The following is a 23,348-nucleotide window of genomic DNA, read 5'->3' as shown; positions in this document are numbered from 1 at the left end:
GCGTGCCCGCATTACCCTGCACTCATCCGATGATCGATCACAAGGAGCCGCGATGCGTGTCGCCCTGTTCCTGACCTGTGTCAACGACACGCTCTATCCGGACACCGGGCGCGCCGTGGTGAAACTGCTGACCAGGCTGGGCGTCGACGTCGACTTCCCGATGGCCCAGACCTGCTGCGGCCAGGCCCACTACAACACCGGCTACCGCCATGAGGCCGAGCCGCTCGCCCGGCATTTCTCCGATGTCTTCGGGGAGTACGAGGCGATCGTCACCCCGTCCGGCTCGTGCGGCGCGATGGTGCGCGAGCTCTACCCCAGGATAGGTGAGCGGGCCCGCGCCGAGGGGCGCGGGGACTCCCTTGCCGCGACCCTGGCACCGGTGGTGCCGAAGACGTACGAACTGACGGAGTTCCTGGTGGACGTGCTGGGGGTGACGGACGTGGGCGCCTACTACCCGCACAGGGTGACGTACCACCCGACCTGTCACGGTCTGCGCGGGCTGGGCCTCGCCGACCGGCCCCGGCGGCTCCTCCAGGCCGTCAAGGGACTGGAGTTGGCGGAGCTGCCGGGGGCGGACGAGTGCTGCGGGTTCGGCGGCACCTTCGCCCTGAAGAACTCCGATGTCTCGGCGGCGATGGGTGCGGACAAGGTGCGCAACGCCGAGTCGACGGGCGCCGACGTGCTGTGCGCGGCGGACAACTCCTGTCTGATGCACATCGGCGGGACCATGGCACGGCTGCGCACGGGCATGCGCCCGGTGCACATCGCGGAGATCCTGGCGAGCACGGAGGAGGAGCCGACGGCATGAGTGGGACGTATCTCGGGATGCCGGCGTTTCCGAAGGCCGCGCACGAGGCCGTGCACGACACGACCCTGCGCGGCAATCTGCGGCACGCCACGCACACGATCCGCGGCAAGCGGGCCAAGGCGGTCGCGGAGGTGTCCGACTGGGCTCAGCTGCGGGAGGCCGGGAAGCGGATCAAGGACCATACGCTGCGTCATCTCGACCGGTATCTCGTCCAGTTGGAGGAGTCGGTCACGGCGGCGGGCGGCACGGTCCACTGGGCCGCTGACGCCGACGAGGCGAACGAGATCGTGGCCCACCTCGTCAAGATGACCGGCGAGTCCGAGGTCGTCAAGGTCAAGTCGATGGCCACCCAGGAGATCGGGCTCAACGAGGCCCTGGAGGCGGAGGGCATCCGCGCCTACGAGACCGATCTCGCCGAGCTGATCGTGCAGTTGGGCAAGGACCGGCCGTCGCACATCCTCGTCCCGGCGATCCACCGCAACCGGGGCGAGATCCGGGACATCTTCGAGCGTGAGATGAGCGAGTGGGGTCGCCCGGCTCCCGATGGGCTCACCGACACGCCCGCCGAACTGGCGGAGGCGGCTCGGCTGCACCTGCGCGAGAAGTTCCTGCGGGCCAAGGTCGGCATCTCCGGCGCCAACTTCATGGTCGCCGAGTCCGGCACGCTGGTCGTCGTCGAGTCCGAGGGCAACGGGCGGATGTGTCTGACCCTGCCCGAGACGCTGATCTCCGTCGTCGGCATCGAGAAGATCGTGCCGACCTGGCAGGACCTGGAGGTCTTCCTCCAGACCCTCCCCCGCTCCTCCACCGCCGAGCGCATGAACCCGTACACCTCGACCTGGACCGGCACCACGGACGAGGACGGTCCGCAGAACTTCCACCTGGTCCTGCTCGACAACGGCCGCACCGACACCCTCGCCGACGAGGTCGGCCGCCAGGCCCTGCGCTGCATCCGCTGCTCGGCCTGCCTCAACGTCTGCCCGGTGTACGAGCGGGCCGGCGGGCACGCCTACGGCTCGGTCTACCCGGGCCCGATCGGCGCCATCCTCAGCCCTCAGCTCCGGGGCGTGACAAGCGAGATCGACGCCTCGCTGCCGTACGCGTCGTCGCTGTGCGGCGCCTGCTACGAGGTGTGCCCGGTCGCCATCGACATCCCCGAGGTGCTGGTGCATCTGCGGGAGCGGGTCGTCGAGGGCGGCCAGGTGACCGCGAACGGCAACAAGGTGGTGCTGAAGCCCGCGAAGGGGCATGCCGCCGAGCGGGCCGCGATGCGGGCGGCACGCTGGGCGTTCAGCCACCCGGGGGCCCTGCGGACCGGGCAGCGGCTCGCCTCGCGCACCCGCCGTCTGCATCCGCGGACGCTGCCCGGCCCCGGCAAGGCGTGGAGTGGGACGCGGGACCTGCCGGCGGTGCCGGCGGAGCCGTTCCGGGACTGGTGGCAGCGGACGCAGGGCGGAAAGGGCGGTGCCAAGTGAGCAGCAGGGAAAGGATCCTGGGGCGGGTGCGGCGGGCGCTGGCCGATGTTCCGGACAGGGAACGCGACGCGACGGCGTACGAGCGGGCGGTGCCGCGGGAGTATCTGCGTGAGCACGGGTCTCGGAGCCTTGCGGAGACGGTCGAGTTGCTGGCCGAGAACCTGGCGGACTACCGGGCGATCGTGCACCGCTGTACTCCCGCCGATCTCGCGGCCACGATCGCCGGGATGCTGGCGGCGCGGGGGGCGAAGACGGTGCTGGTGCCGCCGGGGCTGGAGTCCGAGTGGCTCGCGGCGACCGACGCCGAGCGGATCGCGGATCGGGCGCAGAGCACCCCGGAGGAGCTGGACCGGGTCGACAGCGTGGTCACGGCGTGTGCGGTGGCCATCGCCGAGACCGGCACCATCGTCCTCGACGGCTCCCCCGACCAGGGCCGCCGCCGCATCACGCTCGTCCCCGACCACCACATCTGTGTCGTACGGGTCCCCGAGCAGGTCGTGTCGTCCGTCCCCCAGGCCCTCGAACGCCTGGATCCCACCCGCCCGTTGACCTGGATCTCCGGCCCGTCGGCGACCAGCGACATCGAGCTGGACCGGGTCGAGGGGGTACACGGCCCGCGCACGCTGGAGGTGGTCCTCGTCGGCGGCTGAGCGCGCCGGCTCAGATGTCGCGCCGCTCCAACGGCCGTACGGCGGGGCCCTGGACGATCCGGCCGTCGGGGTCGAAGCGGGAGCCGTGGCACGGGCATTCCCAGGCCCGCTCGGCGCGGTTGAAGGCGACCAGGCAGCCCAGGTGGGTGCACTTCGCGGAGACGGCGTGCACGGCGCCGTCCTCGTCACGGTGGACGGCGCAGCGTTTGCCCGCCACGTGGACGATGGCGCCGTCGCCGCGGGCGATGTCGTCCACCGAGCCGGCCGAGGGGCCCGGCAGGTGCTGGAGCCGGTCGCCTACGAAGTGGCGTGCCACGTCGGCCTGGTGCTTGACGAAGTCCTTGCCCTCGCGGACGACGGACATCACCCGGCGCGGGTCGTACAGCTCGCTCCACGGGTTCTCCCGGCCGGTGACCAGATCGCAGAGCAGCCGGCCCGCCATGATGCCGCTGCTGAGTCCCCAGCCGCCGAAGCCGGTGGCCACGTGGCAGTACCGGCTCGCGGGGTGCAGGGGGCCGACGAGCGGTACGGAGTCGGTGGAGTCGTTGTCCTGGGTGGCCCAGCGGTGGGTGAAGGCGAGCTCGCCGAAGCGGTCCGTCGCCCAGTCGGACAGGTCCTTGAAGCGTGCCTCGACATCGCCGCCGGTGCCCGGGGTGAAGTGCTCGCCGGTGACGATGAGCAACCGTTTGCCGTCCGCGTAGGGCGCCGTGCGCACCGAGCGGGTGTTCTGCTCGGGGGTGATGTACATGCCGTCCGGTGCGGCGGCCGCGTCGATGGGAGCGGCGACCACCAGTTCCCGCCGGGGCGACAGGCGTGTGAACAGCAGCGCGCGGTCGAAGATCGGGTAGTGGGTGGCGACCACGACGGTCTCGGCCCGGACCTTCACCCCGTCCTCGGTCGTCAGCACACAGGGTTCGCCCTCGGACAGACCGACCACGCGTGTGTGCTCGTACACCTGACCGCCCAGGCGTTTCAGATCGGCGACCAGCGCCAGCAGGTACTTGCGGGGGTGGAACTGCGCCTGCCCCGCGACGCGCACCGCGCCCGCCACCGGATACGGCAGGTCCGTGTCGGTGACGTACTCGGCGGCCAGGCCCGCCTCCCGGGCCGCGTCGGCCTCCGCCCTCAGTTCGTCGGTACGGTCGCCGTCCTCGGCGTAGGTGTAGGCCGACGCCTCCTCCCAGTCGCAGTCGATGCCGAGCTCGTCCACGACCTCGGCGGCGTGCCGGATCGCGTCCGTCTGGGAGGTCGCGTACAGGTGGGCGCCGTCCTTGCCGCGGGTGCGTCGGAGACGGTCGTAGATCAGGGTGTGCTGGGCGGTGAGCTTCGCGGTGGTGTGCCCGGTGACGCCGGTGGCGACCCGGTCCGCCTCCAGCAGGGCGACGCCGTGCCCCCGGCGGGCCAGTTCCCAGGCGGTGGCGATCCCGGCGATGCCCGCACCCACGACGGCGACGTCGACCGTGAGGTCGCCGGGCGGCGGAGGTGCGAGGTCGCCGGGCGGTGCCGTCTCGATCCAGTACGACGGGTGGGTGCGGGTCGGCTCGTCCATGGCGGCCGAGTTCCCCGGACCGGCTCCGTCACACGAGGACCGCAGGTCAGCCCAGAGCGCAGGTCACCTGGTGGCGGCGGGGTGTCCGGCTCTCACGCACCGTGTCCGGGTCGGCCGTGGGGATGCGCAGGGTCGCCGTACTGTTCGCGGGGACCACGGCCCGGTGCGGGCGTCCGCAGCAGTGGGGCGCCGGGTGTGGGGCCGCTTGCCCGCCATGGTGATCCAGCGGGCGCCGTCCCAGCCTGCCGTGCCGTCGGTGCCGAGCAGGCCGGTCTCGTCCCAGACCGTCACCGTCCAGTGGTGGCGGGTGGTGCGGTCGCGACCAGGATCCGGTACGCCGACTGGCGGCGACCGCGCCCCGAGGACGCCGTGCGCCAGCCGAAGCCGTGCGCGCCGGGGCCGGGGGTGTCGTCAAGTACACCTGGCATTACGGGTCCTGCGCCCCATGTGGTCGAGTCGTCCGCTCCGTAGCTTCTTCGGCAGGGCACAGGGAGTGCCGGACGGGGAGTGATGACGATGTGGCGCGCGGGCTCGCGACGGACGCACGACAAGGGACCGGCAGCCGAGGCGCTCCGGCTGGTCAAGGTCAGCAAGACCTACGGGGCGCGGGACAGTGCCGTGACCGCTCTGGACGGGGTCACCCTCGGGCTGGGGCGGGGCACGTTCACCGCGGTGATGGGGCCTTCGGGTTCCGGCAAGACCACGCTGTTGCACTGCGCGGCCGGTCTGGACCGGCCGGACAGCGGCATCGTGTGCGTGGACGGCACCGAGCTGACCGGGGGTGGTGAGGCCGAGTTGACGAGGTTCCGGCGCGGTCGGATCGGGTTCGTGTTCCAGCAGTACAACCTGCTGGAGACGCTCACCGTCGCACAGAACACGGTGCTGCCGCTCAAGCTCGCCGGGCAGCGTGTCGACCGCGGGCGTGCCCGGGAGGTGCTGGCCTCGGTCGGCCTCGGCGACCGGCTCGGGCACCGCCCCGGCCAGTTGTCCGGCGGGCAGCGGCAGCGCGTGGCCATCGCCCGCGCGCTGGTGACGGAGCCCCGGGTGATCTTCGCGGACGAGCCGACGGGCGCCCTGGACACCCGTAGCGCGCGTGAGGTGTTGCTGTTGCTCCAGCGAGCGGTGCGGGTGCACGGCCGGACCGTGGTGATGGTGACCCACGACCCCGTCGCCGCCTCCTACGCGGACTCGGTGCTGTTCCTGGCGGACGGCAGGCTGGCGGGCCGGATGGACGCGCCGACGGCGGACGCGGTGGCCGAACGCCTCGCGCACCTGGGCGACAACGCCACGACGGGGGTGTGAGCGATGTTCCTGCTGGCCATGCGGTCGATCCGGCACCGTCCCGGGCGGTTCCTCGCGACGCTGCTGTCCGCGTTCCTGGGCGCGGTGATCATCATGACGTTCAACTCGATGCACGACACGGCGGCACAGGACGGCGTGGACCCGACCAGCGCGCAGACCCTGACCACCGCGGCGGGCGTCGTCGGCGGCTACGGCACCCTGCTGGTCTTCTTCGCCGTCGCCTCCGCCCTGACGGTCAACGTCCGGCAGCGCGCCGCCGAGTTGGAGCTGCTGCGCCGCTCGGGAGCGACTCCCGCGCAGCTCAGGCGGATGGTGGTCGGCGAGGCGGTGGTCGTGGCCCTGGTGGGCGCTGCGCTGGCGATCGGCCCGGCGCTGCTGGGCGGCCGGGCCCTGCTGGAGGTGTTCCAGGACAGCGGCCAGGTCGCCGAGTCCGTCGATTTCTCCTTCGGCCCGATCGCGCTCGCGACGGGCATCGACATCACGCTGCTCGCGTCGGCCGGCGCCGCGTTCCTCGCCGTACGGCGCGCGACGCGCGGGCAGGAACGTCGGGGCGGGGTCCGGAAGCTCCTCGCGTACGCCGCGCTGCTCGCCGGGGCCGCGTCGGCCTCCTCCACCTTCGTGTTCTCGGCGACGGACGCGGCCCTGATGGCACCGCCCGCCTACGGTGCGATCCTGCTGTCGGTGGGCTGCGCGCTGATGGCACCGCGCCTGCTGGAGGCCGTGCTGGACCGGCTGCCGCTGCACGGCGCGAGCGGCTGGCTGGCGGTGCGGAACCTGCGCGAGCGGGCCGGTCATCTGGCCGGGATCCTGATGTCGCTGATCCTGTTCACGGCGGTCGCCACGGCCACGCTCACCATGCAGGCGGTGGAGAGCGACGCCGTGGCCGCCTCGGGCCTGAAGAAGTCGGTCGACGCCAGGAACCTGGAGACGCTCAACTTCACGGTCGTCGGCATCATCGTGGTCTTCGTCTGCGTGATGCTGATCAACTCGCTGTACGCGGCGACCAGTTACCGGGCGCGGGAGTTCGGGCAACAGCGCCTGGCGGGCGCGACCCCCGGTCAGGTGCTCGGGACGGTGGGCACCGAGACACTGGTCCTGACGGTCACCGGAGTCCTCTTCGGCATGGCGGCCGCACTGGCCGGCATCGTCCCGTTCACGACGGTCCGCACCGACGGAGTGCTCCCGGGCGAGGTCTACGGCATCGGGGTCGCGGTGATCGCGGTGGCGGCGACGGTGACGCTGGGGACGAGCCTGGCCACGGCACGGCGGATGCTGCGGACGCCGGCGGTGGGGGCGGTCGCGGTGGCGAGCTGAGAACGACCGGTACGGCGGGGGCGGTTGCTGCGGCGGCCGCTCCCCGCCGTCGTTGCGACGGCGGCAAGCGACGGCCTCCGCCACGGCCCCACCCCTACTTCACGCCTGCCACATCCGACAACCCGGTCACCGTCACCGTGGCCGGCCCCTCCAAGGTCTCGATACGGGCGACCACGCTCGCCGGGTGGTCCGGATCCTTCAGCTCGACCAGCGCGGCGAGATACGGGCAGCCCCGGTAGGCGGGCTCGATGGACGCCTGCTCAAGCCGTTCGAAGACGCGCAGGATCGGCTCGCGGGGTGTGCCGGCGCCCTGCGCTGCGGACGCCGTCCGGGCCTCGTAGACCGGCAGCCGTCGCTCCAGGCTCGCCGCGAGGACCTCGTCCTTGCTCGCGCTTGCTCGCGAAGAGCTGGTGCATGGCCCGCTTCGAGACCCCGGCCGTCCGGCACAACGCCTCGACGCCGACGCAGACGCCCTCGCGGTAGAAGAGCTCGCCGGCCGCGTCGAGGAGCCGGTCCCTGGTGGACGCCTTGCCTGTGGTGGCCGTACCCGCGAGGCTCCCCGCGCCGCGACCGCGGGGAAACCGATCGGTCTACCACCTTCCGGTCCACGGAACCTCCGTGACATCATCGGTGAACAAGCGCTTAGACATGCACGCGTCCTGAGCGCCCGACCGTAGCCGCCGAGCTGGAGGCCCCGTTGTTCACTTCCGTCGACGACGTCTCCGCACGTCTGGCCGAGACCGGCTATCTCGCCTCGCCCGCCGTCGCCACGACCGTCTTCCTCGCGGACCGCCTCGGCAAGCCGCTCCTGGTGGAGGGCCCGGCCGGGGTCGGCAAGACGGAGCTCGCGAAGGCCGTGGCCCAGGTGGCGGAAGCACAGCTGGTACGGCTGCAGTGCTACGAGGGAGTCGACGAGTCCCGGGCGCTGTACGAGTGGAACCACGCCAAGCAGCTGCTGCGGATCAGCGCGGGCCGCGACGAGACGTGGGACGAGACGCGCACGGACATCTTCAGCGAGGAGTTCCTGCTCACGCGGCCACTGCTGACGGCCATCCGGGGCGACGACCCCAAGGTGCTGCTGATCGACGAGACCGACAAGGCGGACGTCGAGGTGGAGGGCCTGCTCCTGGAGGTGCTCAGCGACTTCCAGGTCACCGTGCCGGAGCTGGGCACGATCAGCGCGACGCGCCGCCCGTTCGTCGTCCTCACCTCCAACGCGAGCCGGGAGCTGTCCGAGGCGCTGCGCCGCCGCTGTCTGTTCCTGCACATCGGCTTCCCGGACGAGGAGTTGGAGCGGCGGATAGTACGGCTGAAGGTGCCGGGCCTCGACGAGGCGCTGGCCCGCTCGGTCGTCCGGGTCGTGGGCGCGCTGCGGGCGATGGACCTGCGCAAGGTGCCCTCGGTCGCCGAGACCATCGACTGGGCACGCACCCTGCTCGCGCTCGGCGCCGACACCCTGGACGAGACCGTCGTCCGGGACACGCTCGGCGTCCTCCTCAAGCACCAGGACGACGTCCTCAAGGCTTCCGCCAAGCTCGACCTGGACGCCCTGTGACCACGCCCGCGGAGGCGGGGGTCGCCGAGCGGCTGACGTCGTTCGTCGCGGCCCTGCGCGCGCACGGCGTCCGGATCGGTACCGGCGAGACGGTGGACGCGGCGCGGGCGGTCGAGGCGCTCGGCCTCGCGGACCGGGAGCTGCTGCGCGAAGGGCTGGCGGCGACCCTGTTGCACGGCCCCGGTCAACGGCCGGTGTACGACCCGGTCTTCGACCTGTACTTTCCGCGCGGGGTCGGCGGTCCGGAGCGGGGGAGCGCCGGCCGGGAGGATCTCCGCGACCGGCTGGCGGACGCCCTGAGCGCCGACGACCGGGCGACGATGGCGCGGCTGGCGGTCGAGGCGGTCGACGGTTTCGGGGGATACGGCTCCTCGCCGGAGTCGGACGGCTGGTCGTCGTACCAGACGCTCGAACGGCTGCGTCCGCAGACCCTGTTCGCCCGCGTCCGCGACAACATCCGTGGGCAGGGCGGCAGTTCCGGGTTCACCGACCGGCTGCTGGAGGACGAGATCCGCCGGCGTATCGACACGTTCCGGACGCTGGTGGCGGCGGAGGCACGGCGTCGGGTGGCCGAGCGGCGGGGCCGGGACGAGATCGCCCGGCGGGCGGTGGCGCCGACCGCCGACCGGCTGGAGTTCCTGTTCGCCGGGAAGGCTCAACTGGCCGAGCTGCGCAGGACCGTGGCGCCGCTGGCCCGCAAGCTGGCGACCCGTCTCGCGGCCCGTCGCCGCCGTGCCTCCCGGGGCTCGATCGATCTACGGCGGACCCTGCGCGGGTCGCTGTCGACGGGCGGGGTGCCGATGAAGCCGGTGCTGCGCCGCCGTCGTCCGGTCCGTCCCGAACTGGTGTTGCTGTGCGATGTGTCGGGCTCGGTGTCCGGGTTCTCGGACTTCACGATGTTGCTGGTGCAGGCGCTGCACGACCAGTTCAGCAAGGTGCGGGTGTTCGCGTTCGTCAACCGGATCGACGAGGTGACCCAGCTGCTCGAACACGGCGCGGCCGACCCGGAGGGGCTCGGCGCCCGTATCGATGCGGAGGCCACGCTCACGGGCTATCACGGCAGCAGCGACTACGGCATGGCACTGGGCGAGTTCGCCGAGCGCTACGGCGACGCCGTCGGACCGCGCACGACCGTGTTCGTCCTCGGCGACGCCCGTACCAACATGAGCGACCCGAACCTGCCGGCCGTGCGGCAGATCGCCGAACGGGCCCGCCGTGTCTACTGGTTGAACCCCGAGCAGTGCTCGCGCTGGGGCACGGGCGACTCCGCCGCACCCGACTACGCCGAGCTGGTCGAGATGCACGAGTGCCGCACGGCCCGGCAGCTCAGTGCGTTGGTGGCGCGGCTGTTGCCGGTGTGACGGTGTGCCGTCGAGGTGGTCAGGCGGCGGAGACCTGCGGGTAGAGGCCGGCCGGGTCCGCCGCCAGCCCCGCCTTGACCTGCCGTGAGGGGTCGTCGGCGTCCTGGGCACGCTCGGCGGCCGCCGCGGACGGACGCGGGGTCGGTCACCTCCAGGGCGAGCGGCACGGCGTCGGGGTGTGTGACGGTGCGCGGGTCGCGGGCGGCGGCGGACACCTTCTTCGCACCCCCCTCGTACAGGGCGGCGACCAGGGCGCGACCGATGCCGCGGCTGCCGCCGGTGACCAGGGCGACGGAACCTTCGATGGCGTTCACGGCAGATCTCCCTCACAGCCCGACACGCGGGAAACTGATCGGTTTCCCGCGACCGGAGGGGTGAACCGATCGGTCTCCTCAGGGTGAGGGGAGGGCCGGACCCCGGCGAAAATCAGGGTTCGTCCCCGATGGTCGGCAGGACGTGGGTTTCCTACGCTCGGCGGGAGCGGAGGGGGATCCCATGAAGGCAGTGATGCAGAATCGGTACGGCTCGGCGGACGTCCTGGAGTTCAGGGACATCGACCGGCCGGTGCCGGCGGCCGACGAGGTGCTGGTGCGGGTGCGCGCGGCCTCGGTCAACGCGTACGACTGGCACCTCATGCACGGCGACCCGGTGATCGGGCGCACCATGATGGGGTTCCGCAGGCCCAAGGCGCCCGTGCGGGGCCGGGACTTCGCGGGGGTGGTGGAGGCGGTGGGGGCCGGGGTCACGGGGATCGGGCCCGGTGACGAGGTGTACGGCGAGGCCGACGGCGCGTTCGCGGAGTACGTGTGCGCCAAGGACGGCATGGTGGGCCCGAAGCCGGCCAACCTGACCTTCGAGCAGGCTGCCGCGATACCCCTCGCGGGGAACACCGCACTGATCGGCCTGCGGGACGTGGCCCGGGTGCGGAGCGGCCAGACGGTCCTGGTCAACGGCGCCTCGGGCGGGGTGGGCACGTTCGCCGTGCAGCTCGCCAAGGTCTACGGCGCGCAGGCGACGGCGGTGTGCGGCACGCGGAACGTGGACCTGGTCCGCTCCCTCGGCGCGGACCAGGTCATCGACTACAAGGTGGAGGACTTCACCCGCGGTGGCCGCCGATACGACGTCGTACTGGACCTCGTGGGCAACCACTCACTGGCAGGGTTCCGGCGCGCGCTCACACCCACCGGCACGCTCGTGCTCTCCGGTGGCGGCGTGTACGAGGGCGGCAGCGTCGTCGGACCGATGGGGCTGTTCTTCAGGCGGCGGCTGGCAGCGCCCTTCGCCCGCCAGCGGCTGCTCGAACTTCCGGCCCGGCAGAGCAGGGCGAACCTCGCGGCGCTGCGCGAGCTGGCCGAGTCCGGGAAGATCACCCCGGTCGTCGAGCGGACGTATCCCCTGAGCGAGGCGGCCGAGGCGATCCGGTACGTGGAGGTGGAGCACGCGCGCGCGAAGGTCGTCGTCACGGTGTGAGGTGCCGGCGCGGGCCGGCCCGGGCTAGTCGTTCTTCTTCGCGAACTCCCTCGCCGTCTGCCCCTGGAAGTCACAGACCACGACCGGCTCGTCGCCCAGGACCCAGGCGTCGTGTCCGGGTGAGACGACGAAGACGTCGCCGGGGCCGACCTCGCTCTCACCACCGTCGTCCATGCGGATGCGCATACGGCCTCGGAGTACGTAGCCGTTGTGGTGCATCTGACAGGTGTCCGTGCCCGCGATCGGGGCCACGTCCTGAGTCCAGCGCCAGCCGGGCTCGAAGGTTGCCACGGCGAAGTCGAGATCCGACATGTGGACGGCTTCCATGTGGCCGTGGGGGAAATCACGCCGCTCGTCCGGCTTGTCGAGCGTCTTCACTTCCAACATGACGCGCTCCCTTCCGGCCGCACCTCAGCACGGCCGGGGGGCCGGTCGCCCCGGCGGCCCTGGACACCGCCGTCGGTGGCCGGTCTCCTACTACTCAATCGTCCGCCCGTCCACCCGGGGCCGCCAACCGAGGGAAACGCGCTCCGAGAACCGATCCTCAGTCCCGCTTCCCGCAGAGCTCGGCGAAGCGCTCCGCGTCGATGTTGCCGCCGGAGACGATCACGCCGACCCGGCGGGGCAGCGCGCCCGTTCGGCCGGTGAGCAGGGCGGCCAACGGGGTGGCGCCGCTCGGCTCCACGACGATCTTCAGGCGTTCGAAGGCGAACCGCATCGCGTCCCGGATCTCGTCGTCGCCGACCAGTGCGATCTCGTCGACGAGCCGCCGGTTGACCGAGAAGGTCAGCTCGCCGGGAGTGTGCAAGGCCTGGCCGTCGGCGATGGTGTGCGGCACCGGGATGCTGATGCGCCGACCCGCCTCCAGGGACCGCTTGGTGTCGTCCCCGGCCTCCGGTTCGACGCCGATCACCCGGATGCCCGGGTGCAGCCCCTTGGCCACCGTGGAGGTCCCCGCGATGAGCCCGCCACCGCCGACGGGCGCCAGCATCGCGCCCAACTCCCCTACCTCTTCCAGAAGTTCGAGGGCGGCCGTGCCCTGTCCGGCCATGATGTGCGGGTGCTCGTAGGGCGGGATGACGGTGAGGCCCCGTTCGGCGGCGAGGGCCGCGGCGATGGCGACACGGTCGCCGGTGAAGCGGTCGTAGGTGACGATCTCGGCGCCGTAGCCGTAGGTGGCGGCGCGCTTCGACGGCGGGGCGTCCTCCGGCATGACGATCACCGCGGTGGTGCCGAGTTCGCGGGCGGCCAGGGCGACGGCCTGGGCGTGGTTCCCGGACGAGTAGGCGGCGATACCGCGCGCGAGCTGCTCCGGGGTGAGGCGGGAGGCAGCGTTGTAGGCTCCGCGGAACTTGAAGGCGCCCACGCGCTGGAAGTTCTCGCACTTGAGGAAGACCTCGGCGCCGACGAGGGCGTCGAGCGTGCGCGAGCGCAGCACCGGGGTGCGGTGGGCGACGCCCTTGAGCCGTGCGGCGGCGTCGCGGACGTCGTCGAGGGTGACCGGCGGGGTGGTGGTCGTCACGCGTGTCCTCCAGGGGCTGTCGTGTCGGTCGCGGCCTTGTCCTTCGCCGATCCGGTACCGGCGCGTGCCTGGGAGAGATAGCTGTAGGCGGACGCGCGGGAGATGCCGAGCCGTGCCGCGACCTGCTCGATCGCGCGGCGCACGGCGAACACGCCCCGGTCGTCCAGGCCGCGGAACAGCTCCAGGCGCTGTGCGCGGTCGAGCCCGGCCCAACTCCCGTTCTGCCGGAGCTGGTGGGCGTCGAGGATGGCGTCGACGACGGAGTCGATGTCGTTGCCGAAGGCGGTGACCGGCACGTCGGCGCTGCCGCTGCTTCCGGGAGCGCCGACGCCGGCGAGGGCGCCGAGCAGCGCCTGGGCGTCGTTCACGGCGGTGACGTCCAGGTTGACGCACAGAGCGCCGAACACGGTGCCCGTCGAGTCCCGCAGCACCATGGTGGACGCCTTGACCAGGCGGCCGTTGTGGGTGCGGGTGACGTAGTTCAGCTCGTCGCCCGCGTCGTCGCCGCGCGCGACGATCCGCATACCGATCTCACTCATCGCCCCGCCGACGGTCCGGCCGGTCACCGAGCCGGCCACGGCGACCACGGAGCGGTCGGGGTGACGGTAGTCGTGCAGGACCACCTCGCACATCGGGCCGAACGTGGCCGCGAGGCCGTCGACGACGGGTCTGAGGGCGGTGACGATTGCGTCCCGCTCGGCCTGCAGGGTGTGCTCGGACGTCATCGCCTGCTCCCGCTCTCCGGACTGGGCCCTCCCTAGACTACAGGTCCAAATTCTGTACTGACAGTCCAAAGCGACTGAGGGACCTCGAACAGTGCGACCCGGATCTTGACGCCGCGCGTGATGTTACCGGTAACATCCAGCCATGACCGTGACGTCGGCACCCCCGCACCCCCGGGTCTTCAGCCCCGCCGCAGTGGTCGCCTCCTGTGGGGGCTTCGTGCTGATGGGTGCCCTCCAAGCCCTGTACGGGCCGGCGATTCCGGCATTCCGTGAGGAGTTCGGGCTGTCGCCGTCGGCTGCCGGGCTCGGGCTGAGTGCGCACTTCGTCGGAGGGGTGGCCGGGGTGCTGCTCTTCGACCGGCTCTACGGCCGGGTCGGCAACCGGCGCATCCTCGGTGCCTCGTATCTGCTGATGGCGGGCGGCGCGGCCGGATTCGCGCTGGCGCCGAACTGGCCGGCCGCGCTGGCCATGGCCCTGTTGGCCGGGCTCGGCTTCGGCGGGATCGACTACGGCCTCAACCAGTTGTTCGCCGTCGGTTTCGGGCAGCGCTCGACCGCCATGCTGAACATCCTCCACGCCCACTTCGGCATCGGCGCGATCCTCGGACCGGCCCTGATCGGCGTCGTCGGTTCCGCCCACTACCCCGCGGTGTTCCTCGGTTTCGCGCTGGCCAACCTGCCGCTGCTGCTGTGTCTGCGCGGCGTGCGCGACCGGGCGCCGCAGCCGGCCGACGCGGCCGGTGAGTCCTACGACGGGCAGGTCCTCGCCCGCAGTCTCGGCTCCGTACTCGCCGTGTTCGTCGCCCTGTACGTGCTGCACGTCGGTATCGAGGCCGGCGTCGGCGGCTGGGAGCCGACGCATCTGGAGACCGTCGGCTACGGCGCCGGACTCGCGGCCACGGCGACGTCCGTGTACTGGCTGATGATGACCGTCGGCCGCTTCCTGGTCGCCCCGATCGCACTGCGTTTCTCCGCCCAGGCCATCATCACGGTCTCGTGCGCGGGCATGACGGTCTGTCTGCTGCTCGCCTCGGTCCCGGCGCTCGCCCCGTACGCGTACGCCGGTGTCGGTCTGTTCATCGCCCCGATCTTCCCGACCGGGCTGCCCTGGCTCAACCGGGCGGCCCCTCGGGCGCGCAGAGCGGGGGCGGTGGTCATCGCCGCGTCCATGGTCGGCGGCGTGGTGGCCGGTCCGGCACTGGGCAAGGCCATCGAGTGGTCCGGGATCCGCGCGGTCCCGCTTCTGCTGTCCGGCATCTCGGCGCTGTGCCTGGCCGCCACGCTCTGGCTGATCCGCAGCACCCGCACGCGCTGAAAGCGCCGTCCACCTCCTGGCGAAGGGAATCTTCCGCATGTCCGCTCTGACGACGTCCCCCGACGGTTTCCTGCTGCACGGCGAGCCGCTGCGGATCATCTCCGGTGCGATGCACTACTTCCGGATCCATCCCGACCAGTGGGCGGACCGGCTGCGCAAGGCACGGCTGATGGGGCTCAACACGGTGGAGACGTATGTGCCGTGGAACCTGCACCAGCCCGACCCCGCCGGACCGCTCGTCCTCGACGGATTCCTCGACCTGCCCCGCTATCTGAGCCTCGCCCGCGACGAGGGCCTGCACGTCCTGCTGCGCCCGGGTCCGTTCATCTGCGCCGAGTGGGACGACGGCGGTCTGCCCGCGTGGCTGATCTCGGACCACGAGATCCGGCTGCGCACCAGCGACCCCCGCTTCACCGGAGCGGTCGACCGCTACCTCGACGCGCTGCTGCCCCCGCTGCTGCCGCACATGGCCGCGGCGGGCGGCCCGGTGATCGCCGTACAGGTGGAGAACGAGTACGGGGCGTACGGCGACGACTCCGCCTACCTCAAGCACCTCGAACAGGCCTTCCGCTCCCGGGGCGTCGAGGAACTGCTCTTCACCTGCGACCAGGCCGACCCCGAGCACCTGGCGGCCGGTTCCCTGCCCGGTGTCATGGCCACGGTGACCTTCGGCAGCCGGGTCGAGCAGAACCTGGCGGAGCTGCGCCGGCACCAGCCCGAGGGGCCCTTGATGTGCGCGGAGTTCTGGATCGGCTGGTTCGACCACTGGGGCGGTCCCCACCATGTGCGGGACGCCGCCGACGCCGCGGCCGACCTGGACCGGCTGCTGTCGAGCGGTGCCTCCGTCAACATCTACATGTTCCACGGCGGCACCAACTTCGGCTTCACCAACGGCGCCAACCACAAGCACGCCTACGAGCCCACGGTCACGTCGTACGACTACGACGCGGCGCTCACCGAATGCGGCGACCCCGGCCCGAAGTACCACGCCTTCCGCGAGGTCATCGCCCGCCATGCCCCGGTCCCCGACGAGCCCGCCCCCGCGCCGGCACCCAAACTGCCGGTCACCACGGTCGAGCTGGACCGTCGCGCCCCGCTCCTCCCCCACGCGTCCGCCCTCGCCGAGCCGGTCCGCACCGAGGACCCGGCGACCATGAACGACCTGGACCTGCACGCCGGTTACGTCCTGTACCGCACGACCGTCGATGCGGCGGGTGACGGTCTGCTGCACTTCGCGGGCGGTGTCGGCGACCGCGCCCAGGTATTCGTCGACGGCGCCCCCGTCGGCGTACTGGAGCGCGAACGCCACGACGAGACCCTGCCCGTCCGCGTCCCCCGTGAAGGCGCCACGCTGGACGTCCTCGTCGAGAACATGGGCGGCGTCAACTACGGTCCCCGGATCGGGGCCCCCAAGGGCCTCCTCGGCCCCGTCACCCTCGACGGCACCCCGCTGCACGGCTGGGACTGCCACCCACTGTCCCTCGACACCCTGGACGCGGTGCCGTTCGAGCCGTCCGAGGCGACCACGGCCGCCGGACCGGCCTTCCACCAGGGCACCTTCGAGGTGGCCACCCCGGCGGACACCTTCCTCGCCCTGCCCGGCTGGACCAAGGGCCAGGCCTGGATCAACGGCTTCCACCTCGGCCGCTACTGGAACCGCGGCCCGCAGCACACGCTGTACGTCCCCGCGCCGATCCTGCGCCCGGGCGCCAACGACCTCGTCGTGCTGGAACTGCACGCCACCACCGGCACCCGCGCCCACCTCACCGACACCGCCGACCTCGGACCGGAGAACACCTGGTGACCCGCTCGCACCGCCTGCGCGTCCCCGCGACCGCCGCACCCCCGCTGACCGGCCACCTCCCCTTCGCCGACGCGCCGGACGCACCCGACCCCGTCGAGGTGACCAGCCGCTGGCTCACCCGCGGCGGCCGCCCCTGGTTCCCGGTCTCCGGCGAGTTCCACTACTCCCGCTACCCGGCCGCGGAGTGGGCGGAGGAACTGCTGAAGATGAAGGCGGGCGGCGTGACCGCCGTCGCGTCCTACGCGATCTGGATCCACCACGAGGAGATCGAGGGGCGCGTCCGCTTCGACGGCGACCGCGACCTGCGCCGCTTCGCCGAGCTGTGCGCCCTCCACGGCCTGGACTTCATCCCCCGTATCGGGCCGTGGTCCCACGCCGAGGTACGGGGCGGCGGCCTGCCCGACTGGCTCCTGGCCCGCGACTGCACGCCCCGTACCGACGACCCCGCGTATCTGGAGCCCGTACGCGGCTGGTTCGCGGCCGTCGCCGAGCAGCTGCGCGGCCTCGACCGCGCCCGGGGCGGCCCGGTCATCGGGATCCAGATCGAGAACGAGCTCTACGACCAGCCCGGCCATCTGCTGACCTTGAAGCAGATGGCCCAGGAGGCCGGCCTGGACGCGCCCTTGTGGACGTCGACCGCGTGGGGCGGCGTCCAGCTCCCCGGCGACGAACTGTTCCCGCTGTACGGCGGCTACCCGGAGGCGTTCTGGACGGAGGCCGACGGCGGCTGGCCCGACACCTGCCGAAAGCACTTCTTCTTCACCCACCAGCGCGACGACGAGGGCATCGGCGCCGACCTGCGCCCGACCACCGTCCGCGGCGGTGACCCGGACGCCTTCGCGGACCGGTTCCCCTGGGCCACCTGCGAGTTGGGCGGCGGCATGGCGGTGGCCTACCACCGGCGGCCACGCCTCGACGCCGCCGACATCGGCGCCCTCGGGCTCACCAAGATCGGCTGCGGCTCGGTGTGGCAGGGCTACTACATGTTCCACGGCGGTACGAATCCGCGCGGGGAGCTGTCCACGCTCCAGGAGTCCCACGCCACCGGCTACCCCAACGACCTGCCCGTCCTGACGTACGACTTCCAGGCCCCGCTCGGCGAGTACGGCCAGTACCGGCCCTCGTACGACGAACTCCGCCTCCAGCATCTGCTGCTGGCCGACTTCGGGCATCTGATCGCGCCGATGGAGTCCGTACTGCCGGAGGAGCGGCCGCAAGGCCAGAACGACCGGGACAGCCTGCGGTGGGCGGTCCGCACGGACGGCGCCTCGGGCTTCCTCTTCGTCAACAACCACCAGCCGCACGAGCCGCTGCCCGACCGCCCGGACAGCTCCTTCACGGTCGAATTCCCGGGCGAGGGCTGCGAGTTGGCCTTGCCCAGCTCCCCGGTGAACGTGCCCGCCGGAGCCTACTTCTGCTGGCCTCTGCGGCTCGACGTGGCCGGTGTGCGGCTGGAGTGGGCGACCGCGCAGCCGGTGTGCACGGTCGCCCTGGACGGCCGTACGGTCCTGGTGCTCGCGGCTGTCGACGGCATCGCGCCCGAAGTCGCCCTGGACGCGGGCACGGTGCGGTGCGTCGGCGCGCCGTCCGGGGACGTCACCGACGTCGACGGCCGGATCCTGCTGACCGGTCTGCGGCCCGGGACCGACGCGCTGGTCGAGGTGGAGACGGCGGACGGCGGGCGGGTCGGTCTGCTGGTGCTGGACGCGGCTACGGCTCGGACCGTCTACCGGGGCGAGGCCTGGGGCGCCGAGCGGCTGGTGCTGTGCGCGGACGGGGTCGTCTTCGACGGCGGCGAGAAGATGCGGGTGCACAGCACGGCCGGGCAGTCGTCGTTCGCCGTGCTGCCCGCGCCGGAGCGGGCGTTGCTGGTGAACGGGGAGACGGTGGCCGGCGAGGCGGACGGGATCTTCACCCGCTACGGGATCGTGAGCGGCGCCGACGATGGTCCAGCGGCTCCGCGGCTCACCCTCGTCCGGCCCGCCGGTCCGGCGCCCGAGCCCGCGACCGGGGTGCTGGGGCGGGCGAGCGTGCCTGCGGACAAGTACTTCGACACGGTGGCCGCCGAGTACCGCGTCGACGTGCCCGACGATCTCCCCGACGGGGCCGTGCTGCGGCTGCACTGGACCGGGGACGTGGGGCGGGCGTACGTGGGAGACGCGCTGGTCGCCGACCAGTTCTTCGCGGGGCGGGCCTGGGACATCGGCCGGCTGCCGACGGGAGCGGCGCTGTGTGTGCGGGTGCTGCCGCTGCACGCGCAGGCCCGGGTCCATGTGCCGGACGGGGCGGGTGAGGCGGCGCGCACGGCGGCCGTGACGCGGGCCGAGTGGGTCGTCCGCCGTGCCTGGGCGGTTCGGTCGGCATGAGGCGCCGGTCTCGGGGGTTCCCGCTCCGTGTCCCTGCCTATGCTGGGGTTCTGCCGGGGCGGGACACCACCGCCGTGACGACGTCGAGGAAACCGCCACCATGACCCCAAGCTCCGCCGACGACGACGCTCCGAGGGGGCGCAGCAGACGGAACTTCGCGGGCGCGCGGCCGGTGATGGACGACGTGGCCCGGCTGGCCGGGGTCTCCAAGCAGACCGTCTCCCGTGTCCTCAACGACCATCCGTCGGTGCGGCCCGAGACCCGGGAGACGGTGCTGACCGCGATGCGGACGCTGGGCTACCGGCCGAGCCGCAGTGCCCGGTCGCTGGCCAGCGGCAGAACCCGGATGGTCGGCGTGATCTCGTTCGACGCCGCCCGCTACGGGCCTGCCGCCATCCTGACCGCGATCAACACGGCGGCGCAGGAGGCCGGCTATCTGCTGAGCTCGATCGCGTTGGACACGGCCGAGCCGGACACGGTCGTGGAGGCGGTGAACCGCCTGTCCGCGGAGGGCGCGGACGGAGTGATCGCCATCGCCCCGCAGCTGTGGGTGGGCAAGGCGCTGGCGGACACCCGGCTTGACACCCCGCTGGTGGTGCTGGAGAACGGCCTCGACGCCGACACCCAGCAGGTCACCGGCGACTCCCGGACCGGTGCCCGCAAGGCCACCGAGCATCTGCTGGGGCTGGGCCACCGCACCGTGTGGCACATCGCGGGGCCGACCGGCTGGACCTCCGCCGACCATCGCCTGGGCAGCTGGCAGGCCACTCTGGAGGCGGCGGGCGCCGAGGCCCCGGCTCCGCTGATCGGCGACTGGAGCGCCGACTCGGGCTACGAACTCGGCCGGGAGCTCGCCCGGCGCGCGGATGTCACGGCGGTGTTCGCCTCCAACGACCAGATGGCCCTCGGCGTGCTCCACGCGCTGCACGAAGCGGGCCGTCGCGTGCCCGACGAGGTGAGCGTCGTGGGGTACGACGACATCCCCGAGGCCGCGCACTTCCTTCCCCCGCTGACCACCGTCCGCACGGACTTCGCCGAGATCGGCACCCGTTCGCTGCGCCTGCTCCTGGACCGCCTCGACGGCGCCACCGAGCCGCCCGCGGTCGACTCCCTGGTCCCGGTCGACCTGGTGCTGCGCCGCAGCAGCGGACCGGCGCCCGGGCGCTGACGCCCCGTTGGCGCGACGGCACGTCGCCGGCGTCACCGCTTGTACGACACTCCCAGCTCGTTGAGGTAGCGCTTGGTCACGCGGCCGCCGTACCGCCGGTCGATCAGGTCGCCGATGGACCCCAGCAGTCCGTCCCTGGCGGCGTCCGGAAGGGCTCGGTGGCCGGAGTAGGTCCGCAACAGCTCGAGATACTCCGCCGTGGTGTAGGTGAGATCCCGCTCGTATCGACGAAAGACCGTGGGGCCGAACCGGCCGCTTCGCGCCACCTCCTGCGCGTGCTCCGCCCCGTCGATGTCGGCGGCCGCGGGAGGCCGCGATCCGGGCGGGGTCTCCGGGTCGAAGCGCTCGTAGCAGTGCTGGACCTCGATGAAGAAATCTTCGGTGCCGCCCCTGACATGCTGGGTGCGCACCACGGCGAGCGCCCCGCCCAAACGCAGCGCGTCGGCGGCCTTGGACACCCGCACCGCCGGGTCGATCCAGTGGAACGCCGTGGCCGAGACAACCGCGTCGAAAGACTCCTCCGGCAGCGGCCAGCTCTCGAACTCCGCCCTCACCACGTCCACGGCCGTGGCTCCGGCCAGGTTGCGCCGGGCGACCGCGGCCATGCTCGGTCCCGCCTCGACGGCCGTGATCCGACAGCCCCGCGCGGCCAGCGGCACCGTCGCCTGACCGGTCCCACAGCCCACCTCCAGTACCCGGCGGCCTGGGCCGGCCACCGCAAGTTCCGCGAGGTCGTCGTACAGCTCCGCCGGATATCCGGGCCTGACCCGGTCGTAGAGCTCCGCGTCCTCGTCGAATGTCCGGCTCAGGCGCACCCGCCGGGACTCCTCGGGCATGTCGTCGCGCTGTGCTTGAGTGGTGTCGTCGGGCATGTGGAGCACGCTAGGCGCGGTGGGCAGCACCGGCGAGGGAATATCGGTGGAGCCGGGCACCCGTCCTCCACACGCCCGTCGACCACACGGCGGTCAGCCCGTTCCGTCCGCCGCCGCCCGCTCCCACGCCGTGTCCCGCAGCAGCCGCAGGCCGTTCAGGCCGACCAGGACCGTGGAGCCCTCGTGGCCCGCGACGCCGAGCGGCAGCGGCAGCGTGCCGACGAGGTCCCAGATGACGAGGCCGGTGATGAACACGCCGGCGATGACGAGGTTCTGCACGACCAGTTTCCGGGCGCGGCGGGAGAGGGCGACCGTGGTGGGGACGGCGGCGAGTTCGTCGCGGACGATGACCGCGTCGGCGGTCTCCAGGGCGAGGTCGGAGCCCGCCCGGCCCATGGCGACGCCGATGTGGGCGGCGGCCAGGGCGGGCGCGTCGTTGACGCCGTCCCCGACGACCATCGCCTTGCGGCCCGCCGACTCCAGTTCCTTGACGGCGGCCAGCTTGTCCTGGGGCAGCAGCCCGGCACGCACGTCCTCGATGCCGGCCTCGGCGGCCAGGTGGGCGGCGGCCCGCGGGTTGTCGCCGGTGAGCAGGGTCGGAGCGGTGCCGGTGAGGGTGGTGAGGGCGGCGACGGTGGCCGCGGCGTCGGGGCGCAGACGGTCCGCGATGCCGAGCAGTCCGGCGGGGGTGCCCTCGACGACCACGACCACGGCGGTACGGCCGGACGCCTCCAGTTCCTCGGCGAGCGCCACGACCTCGCCGTCAGGGTCGTCGAGCAGGCGGGCCGGGGCGCCCACCTCGACGGTGCGGCCGTCGACCACGGCCTTCACTCCGACGCCGGGGGCGGAGCCGAAGTCCTGCGCGGTGGGCAGGTCGAGGCGCCGGTCCCGCGCGGCGTCCACCACCGCTCGGGCCAGCGGGTGTTCGCTGGCGTGCTCGGCCGCCGCGGCGAGCCTCAGCAACGCGTCCTCGCCGAGGCCGCAGCCGGGCAGCGGCCGTACGTCCACCACCCGTGGCGTTCCCTCGGTGAGGGTGCCGGTCTTGTCCAGGGCGACGGCGTCGATCTGGCCGAGGCGTTCCATCACCACGGCCGACTTCACCAGCACGCCGTGCCGGCCTGCGTTGGCGATGGCGGACAGCAGGGGCGGCATGGTGGCCAGGACGACCGCGCAGGGCGAGGCCACGATCATGAAGGTCATGGCGCGCAGCAGCGCCTCGGAGAACTCCTCGCCGAAGGCGAGCGGGACGCCGAACACGGCGAGCGTGGCGGCCACCATGCCCAGTGAGTAGCGCTGTTCGACCTTCTCGATGAACAGTTGCGTGGGCGCCTTGGTCTCGGACGCCTCCTCCACCATCCGTACGATCCGGGCGATCACGGAGTCGGAGGCGTCGCGTTCGACGCGGACGCGCAGGGCGCCGGTGCCGTTGAGGGTGCCTGCGAAGACCTCGTCGCCCGGTTCCTTCGCGGCGGGGAGCGGTTCGCCGGTGATGCTCGCCTGGTCCACCTCACTGGCGCCGTCCAGCACCCGGCCGTCCGCGCCCACGCGTTCGCCGGGGCGTACGAGGACCGTGTCGCCGATCGTCAACTCCTCGATGGGGACGGTCTGTTCGGTGCCGTCCTCGGCGATCCGGGTGGCCGTGGCGGGGGCGAGGTCGAGCAGACCGCGTACGGAGTCGGCGGTGCGGGCGGTGGCGAGGGCCTCCAGGGCGCCCGAGGTCGCGAAGATGACGATCAGCAGGGCGCCGTCCATCACCTGGCCGATGGAGGCGGCGCCCAGCGCGGCGACGACCATGAGCAGATCGACGTCGAGCGTCCGGTCCTTGAGGGCCTTGAGTCCCTCCCAGCCCGGCTCCCAGCCGCCCGTGGCGTAGGCCAGCGCGTACAGCGGGCCCCATGTCCACGCGGGCGCTCCGGCGAGTTGCAGGGGCAGCGCGAGCAGGAACAGCGCGGTGGCCGCGACGGCCCAGCGGACCTCCGGCAGCGCGAGCAGCCGGGTGCGCCGCCGGGGAGCGGCCGTGGCTCGCGCGGACGCGGCGGCGTCGGCCGACGGTGGGGTGAGCGTGGAAGTCATGCCCCCACGATAAAGGAAA

General features: G+C 72.4%; 19 protein-coding genes and 2 pseudogenes. 12 read left to right on the top strand and 9 right to left on the bottom strand.

The genetic code is table 11. The features are described from left to right. Positions 1–52 precede the first annotated feature (52 nt). The 3 genes from ACZ4UU_RS27270 to ACZ4UU_RS27260 are packed head-to-tail and all read left to right on the top strand — an operon-like array spanning position 53 to position 2,933. Positions 53–808: a (Fe-S)-binding protein gene (locus ACZ4UU_RS27270; protein WP_471905990.1), complete on the top strand. Its 756-nt coding sequence runs from the start codon at positions 53–55 to the stop codon at positions 806–808. Further along, positions 805–2,283, top strand: coding sequence for a LutB/LldF family L-lactate oxidation iron-sulfur protein (locus ACZ4UU_RS27265; RefSeq protein WP_471905989.1), 1,479 nt, complete (start codon positions 805–807; stop codon positions 2,281–2,283). Before ACZ4UU_RS27270 ends, ACZ4UU_RS27265 begins: the two co-directional genes overlap by 4 nt. After that, on the top strand, positions 2,280–2,933 hold the full coding sequence (locus tag ACZ4UU_RS27260; RefSeq protein ID WP_471905988.1) for a LutC/YkgG family protein: 654 nt from the start codon (positions 2,280–2,282) through the stop codon (positions 2,931–2,933). Before ACZ4UU_RS27265 ends, ACZ4UU_RS27260 begins: the two co-directional genes overlap by 4 nt. Before the next feature lie 10 nt (positions 2,934–2,943). On the opposite strand, the gene ACZ4UU_RS27255 is transcribed toward ACZ4UU_RS27260, so the two are convergent. Together ACZ4UU_RS27255 and ACZ4UU_RS27250 are read right to left on the bottom strand one after the other, a co-directional pair. Then, on the bottom strand, positions 2,944–4,482 hold the full coding sequence (locus ACZ4UU_RS27255; RefSeq protein ID WP_471905987.1) for an FAD-dependent oxidoreductase: 1,539 nt from the start codon (positions 4,480–4,482) through the stop codon (positions 2,944–2,946). A 287-nt stretch (positions 4,483–4,769) separates the two neighbouring features. After that, a complete protein-coding gene (locus ACZ4UU_RS27250; protein WP_471905986.1) occupies positions 4,770–4,910 on the bottom strand; it encodes a hypothetical protein in 141 nt (46 codons plus the stop codon). A gap of 82 nt (positions 4,911–4,992) precedes the next feature. Here ACZ4UU_RS27250 and ACZ4UU_RS27245 point away from each other — a divergent pair, with 82 nt between their 5' ends. After that, positions 4,993–5,784, top strand: a complete 792-nt coding sequence (locus tag ACZ4UU_RS27245; protein ID WP_471905985.1) for an ABC transporter ATP-binding protein — start codon at positions 4,993–4,995, stop codon at positions 5,782–5,784. A gap of 3 nt (positions 5,785–5,787) precedes the next feature. Further along, positions 5,788–7,098: an FtsX-like permease family protein gene (locus tag ACZ4UU_RS27240; protein WP_471905984.1), complete on the top strand. Its 1,311-nt coding sequence runs from the start codon at positions 5,788–5,790 to the stop codon at positions 7,096–7,098. 260 nt (positions 7,099–7,358) lie between these two features. On the opposite strand, the pseudogene ACZ4UU_RS27235 reads toward ACZ4UU_RS27240, so the two are convergent. After that, positions 7,359–7,550, bottom strand: a pseudogene (locus tag ACZ4UU_RS27235) (hypothetical protein); the annotation flags it as partial. Between the two features lie 245 nt (positions 7,551–7,795). On the opposite strand from ACZ4UU_RS27235, the gene ACZ4UU_RS27230 reads away from it, so the two are divergent. Continuing rightward, entirely contained in the window at positions 7,796–8,653 is an 858-nt protein-coding gene (locus ACZ4UU_RS27230; RefSeq protein ID WP_471905983.1) for an AAA family ATPase, read from the top strand. Beyond that, entirely contained in the window at positions 8,650–10,014 is a 1,365-nt protein-coding gene (locus ACZ4UU_RS27225; protein WP_471905982.1) for a vWA domain-containing protein, read from the top strand. Before ACZ4UU_RS27230 ends, ACZ4UU_RS27225 begins: the two co-directional genes overlap by 4 nt. A 100-nt stretch (positions 10,015–10,114) precedes the next feature. Here the strand turns inward: ACZ4UU_RS27225 and ACZ4UU_RS27220 are convergent. Continuing rightward, positions 10,115–10,328 (bottom strand): annotated as a pseudogene (locus ACZ4UU_RS27220) (SDR family NAD(P)-dependent oxidoreductase); the annotation flags it as partial. Positions 10,329–10,509: 181 nt separating this feature from the next. Between ACZ4UU_RS27220 and ACZ4UU_RS27215 the strand changes: the two are divergent. Next, positions 10,510–11,484 carry an NAD(P)-dependent alcohol dehydrogenase gene (locus ACZ4UU_RS27215; protein WP_471905981.1) on the top strand — a complete coding sequence of 325 codons (975 nt, stop codon included), beginning with the start codon at positions 10,510–10,512 and terminating at the stop codon, positions 11,482–11,484. Between the two features lie 24 nt (positions 11,485–11,508). Here ACZ4UU_RS27215 and ACZ4UU_RS27210 read toward each other — a convergent pair whose 3' ends face one another. From ACZ4UU_RS27210 to ACZ4UU_RS27200, 3 genes are all read right to left on the bottom strand, one after another. After that, positions 11,509–11,871 carry a cupin domain-containing protein gene (locus ACZ4UU_RS27210; RefSeq protein WP_217215213.1) on the bottom strand — a complete coding sequence of 121 codons (363 nt, stop codon included), beginning with the start codon at positions 11,869–11,871 and terminating at the stop codon, positions 11,509–11,511. A gap of 157 nt (positions 11,872–12,028) precedes the next feature. Next, the gene (locus ACZ4UU_RS27205) at positions 12,029–13,006 is read right to left on the bottom strand and encodes a pyridoxal-phosphate dependent enzyme (RefSeq protein ID WP_471905980.1); all 978 of its coding nucleotides are present in this window, start codon (positions 13,004–13,006) and stop codon (positions 12,029–12,031) included. After that, positions 13,003–13,731, bottom strand: coding sequence for a helix-turn-helix transcriptional regulator (locus ACZ4UU_RS27200; protein WP_471905979.1), 729 nt, complete (start codon positions 13,729–13,731; stop codon positions 13,003–13,005). Before ACZ4UU_RS27200 ends, ACZ4UU_RS27205 begins: the two co-directional genes overlap by 4 nt. 142 nt (positions 13,732–13,873) lie before the next feature. Between ACZ4UU_RS27200 and ACZ4UU_RS27195 the strand changes: the two genes are divergently transcribed. From ACZ4UU_RS27195 to ACZ4UU_RS27180, 4 genes are all read left to right on the top strand, one after another. Further along, positions 13,874–15,046 carry an MFS transporter gene (locus ACZ4UU_RS27195; RefSeq protein WP_471905978.1) on the top strand — a complete coding sequence of 391 codons (1,173 nt, stop codon included), beginning with the start codon at positions 13,874–13,876 and terminating at the stop codon, positions 15,044–15,046. Positions 15,047–15,083: 37 nt separating this feature from the next. Beyond that, on the top strand, positions 15,084–16,850 hold the full coding sequence (locus ACZ4UU_RS27190) for a beta-galactosidase (protein WP_471905977.1): 1,767 nt from the start codon (positions 15,084–15,086) through the stop codon (positions 16,848–16,850). Next, positions 16,847–19,216, top strand: coding sequence for a beta-galactosidase (locus ACZ4UU_RS27185; protein ID WP_471905976.1), 2,370 nt, complete (start codon positions 16,847–16,849; stop codon positions 19,214–19,216). The genes ACZ4UU_RS27190 and ACZ4UU_RS27185 overlap by 4 nt, the downstream gene beginning before the upstream one ends. 100 nt (positions 19,217–19,316) lie before the next feature. Then, on the top strand, positions 19,317–20,384 hold the full coding sequence (locus ACZ4UU_RS27180) for a LacI family DNA-binding transcriptional regulator (RefSeq protein ID WP_471905975.1): 1,068 nt from the start codon (positions 19,317–19,319) through the stop codon (positions 20,382–20,384). Between the two features lie 32 nt (positions 20,385–20,416). Here ACZ4UU_RS27180 and ACZ4UU_RS27175 read toward each other — a convergent pair whose 3' ends face one another. Then, positions 20,417–21,256 carry a class I SAM-dependent methyltransferase gene (locus ACZ4UU_RS27175; protein ID WP_471905974.1) on the bottom strand — a complete coding sequence of 280 codons (840 nt, stop codon included), beginning with the start codon at positions 21,254–21,256 and terminating at the stop codon, positions 20,417–20,419. A gap of 93 nt (positions 21,257–21,349) precedes the next feature. Next, positions 21,350–23,329 carry a heavy metal translocating P-type ATPase gene (locus ACZ4UU_RS27170; protein ID WP_471905973.1) on the bottom strand — a complete coding sequence of 660 codons (1,980 nt, stop codon included), beginning with the start codon at positions 23,327–23,329 and terminating at the stop codon, positions 21,350–21,352. Positions 23,330–23,348 lie beyond the last annotated feature (19 nt).

Source organism: Streptomyces sp. NPDC028907 (assembly GCF_055564995.1).
This window is presented reverse-complemented; position numbering and strand designations above follow the sequence as displayed.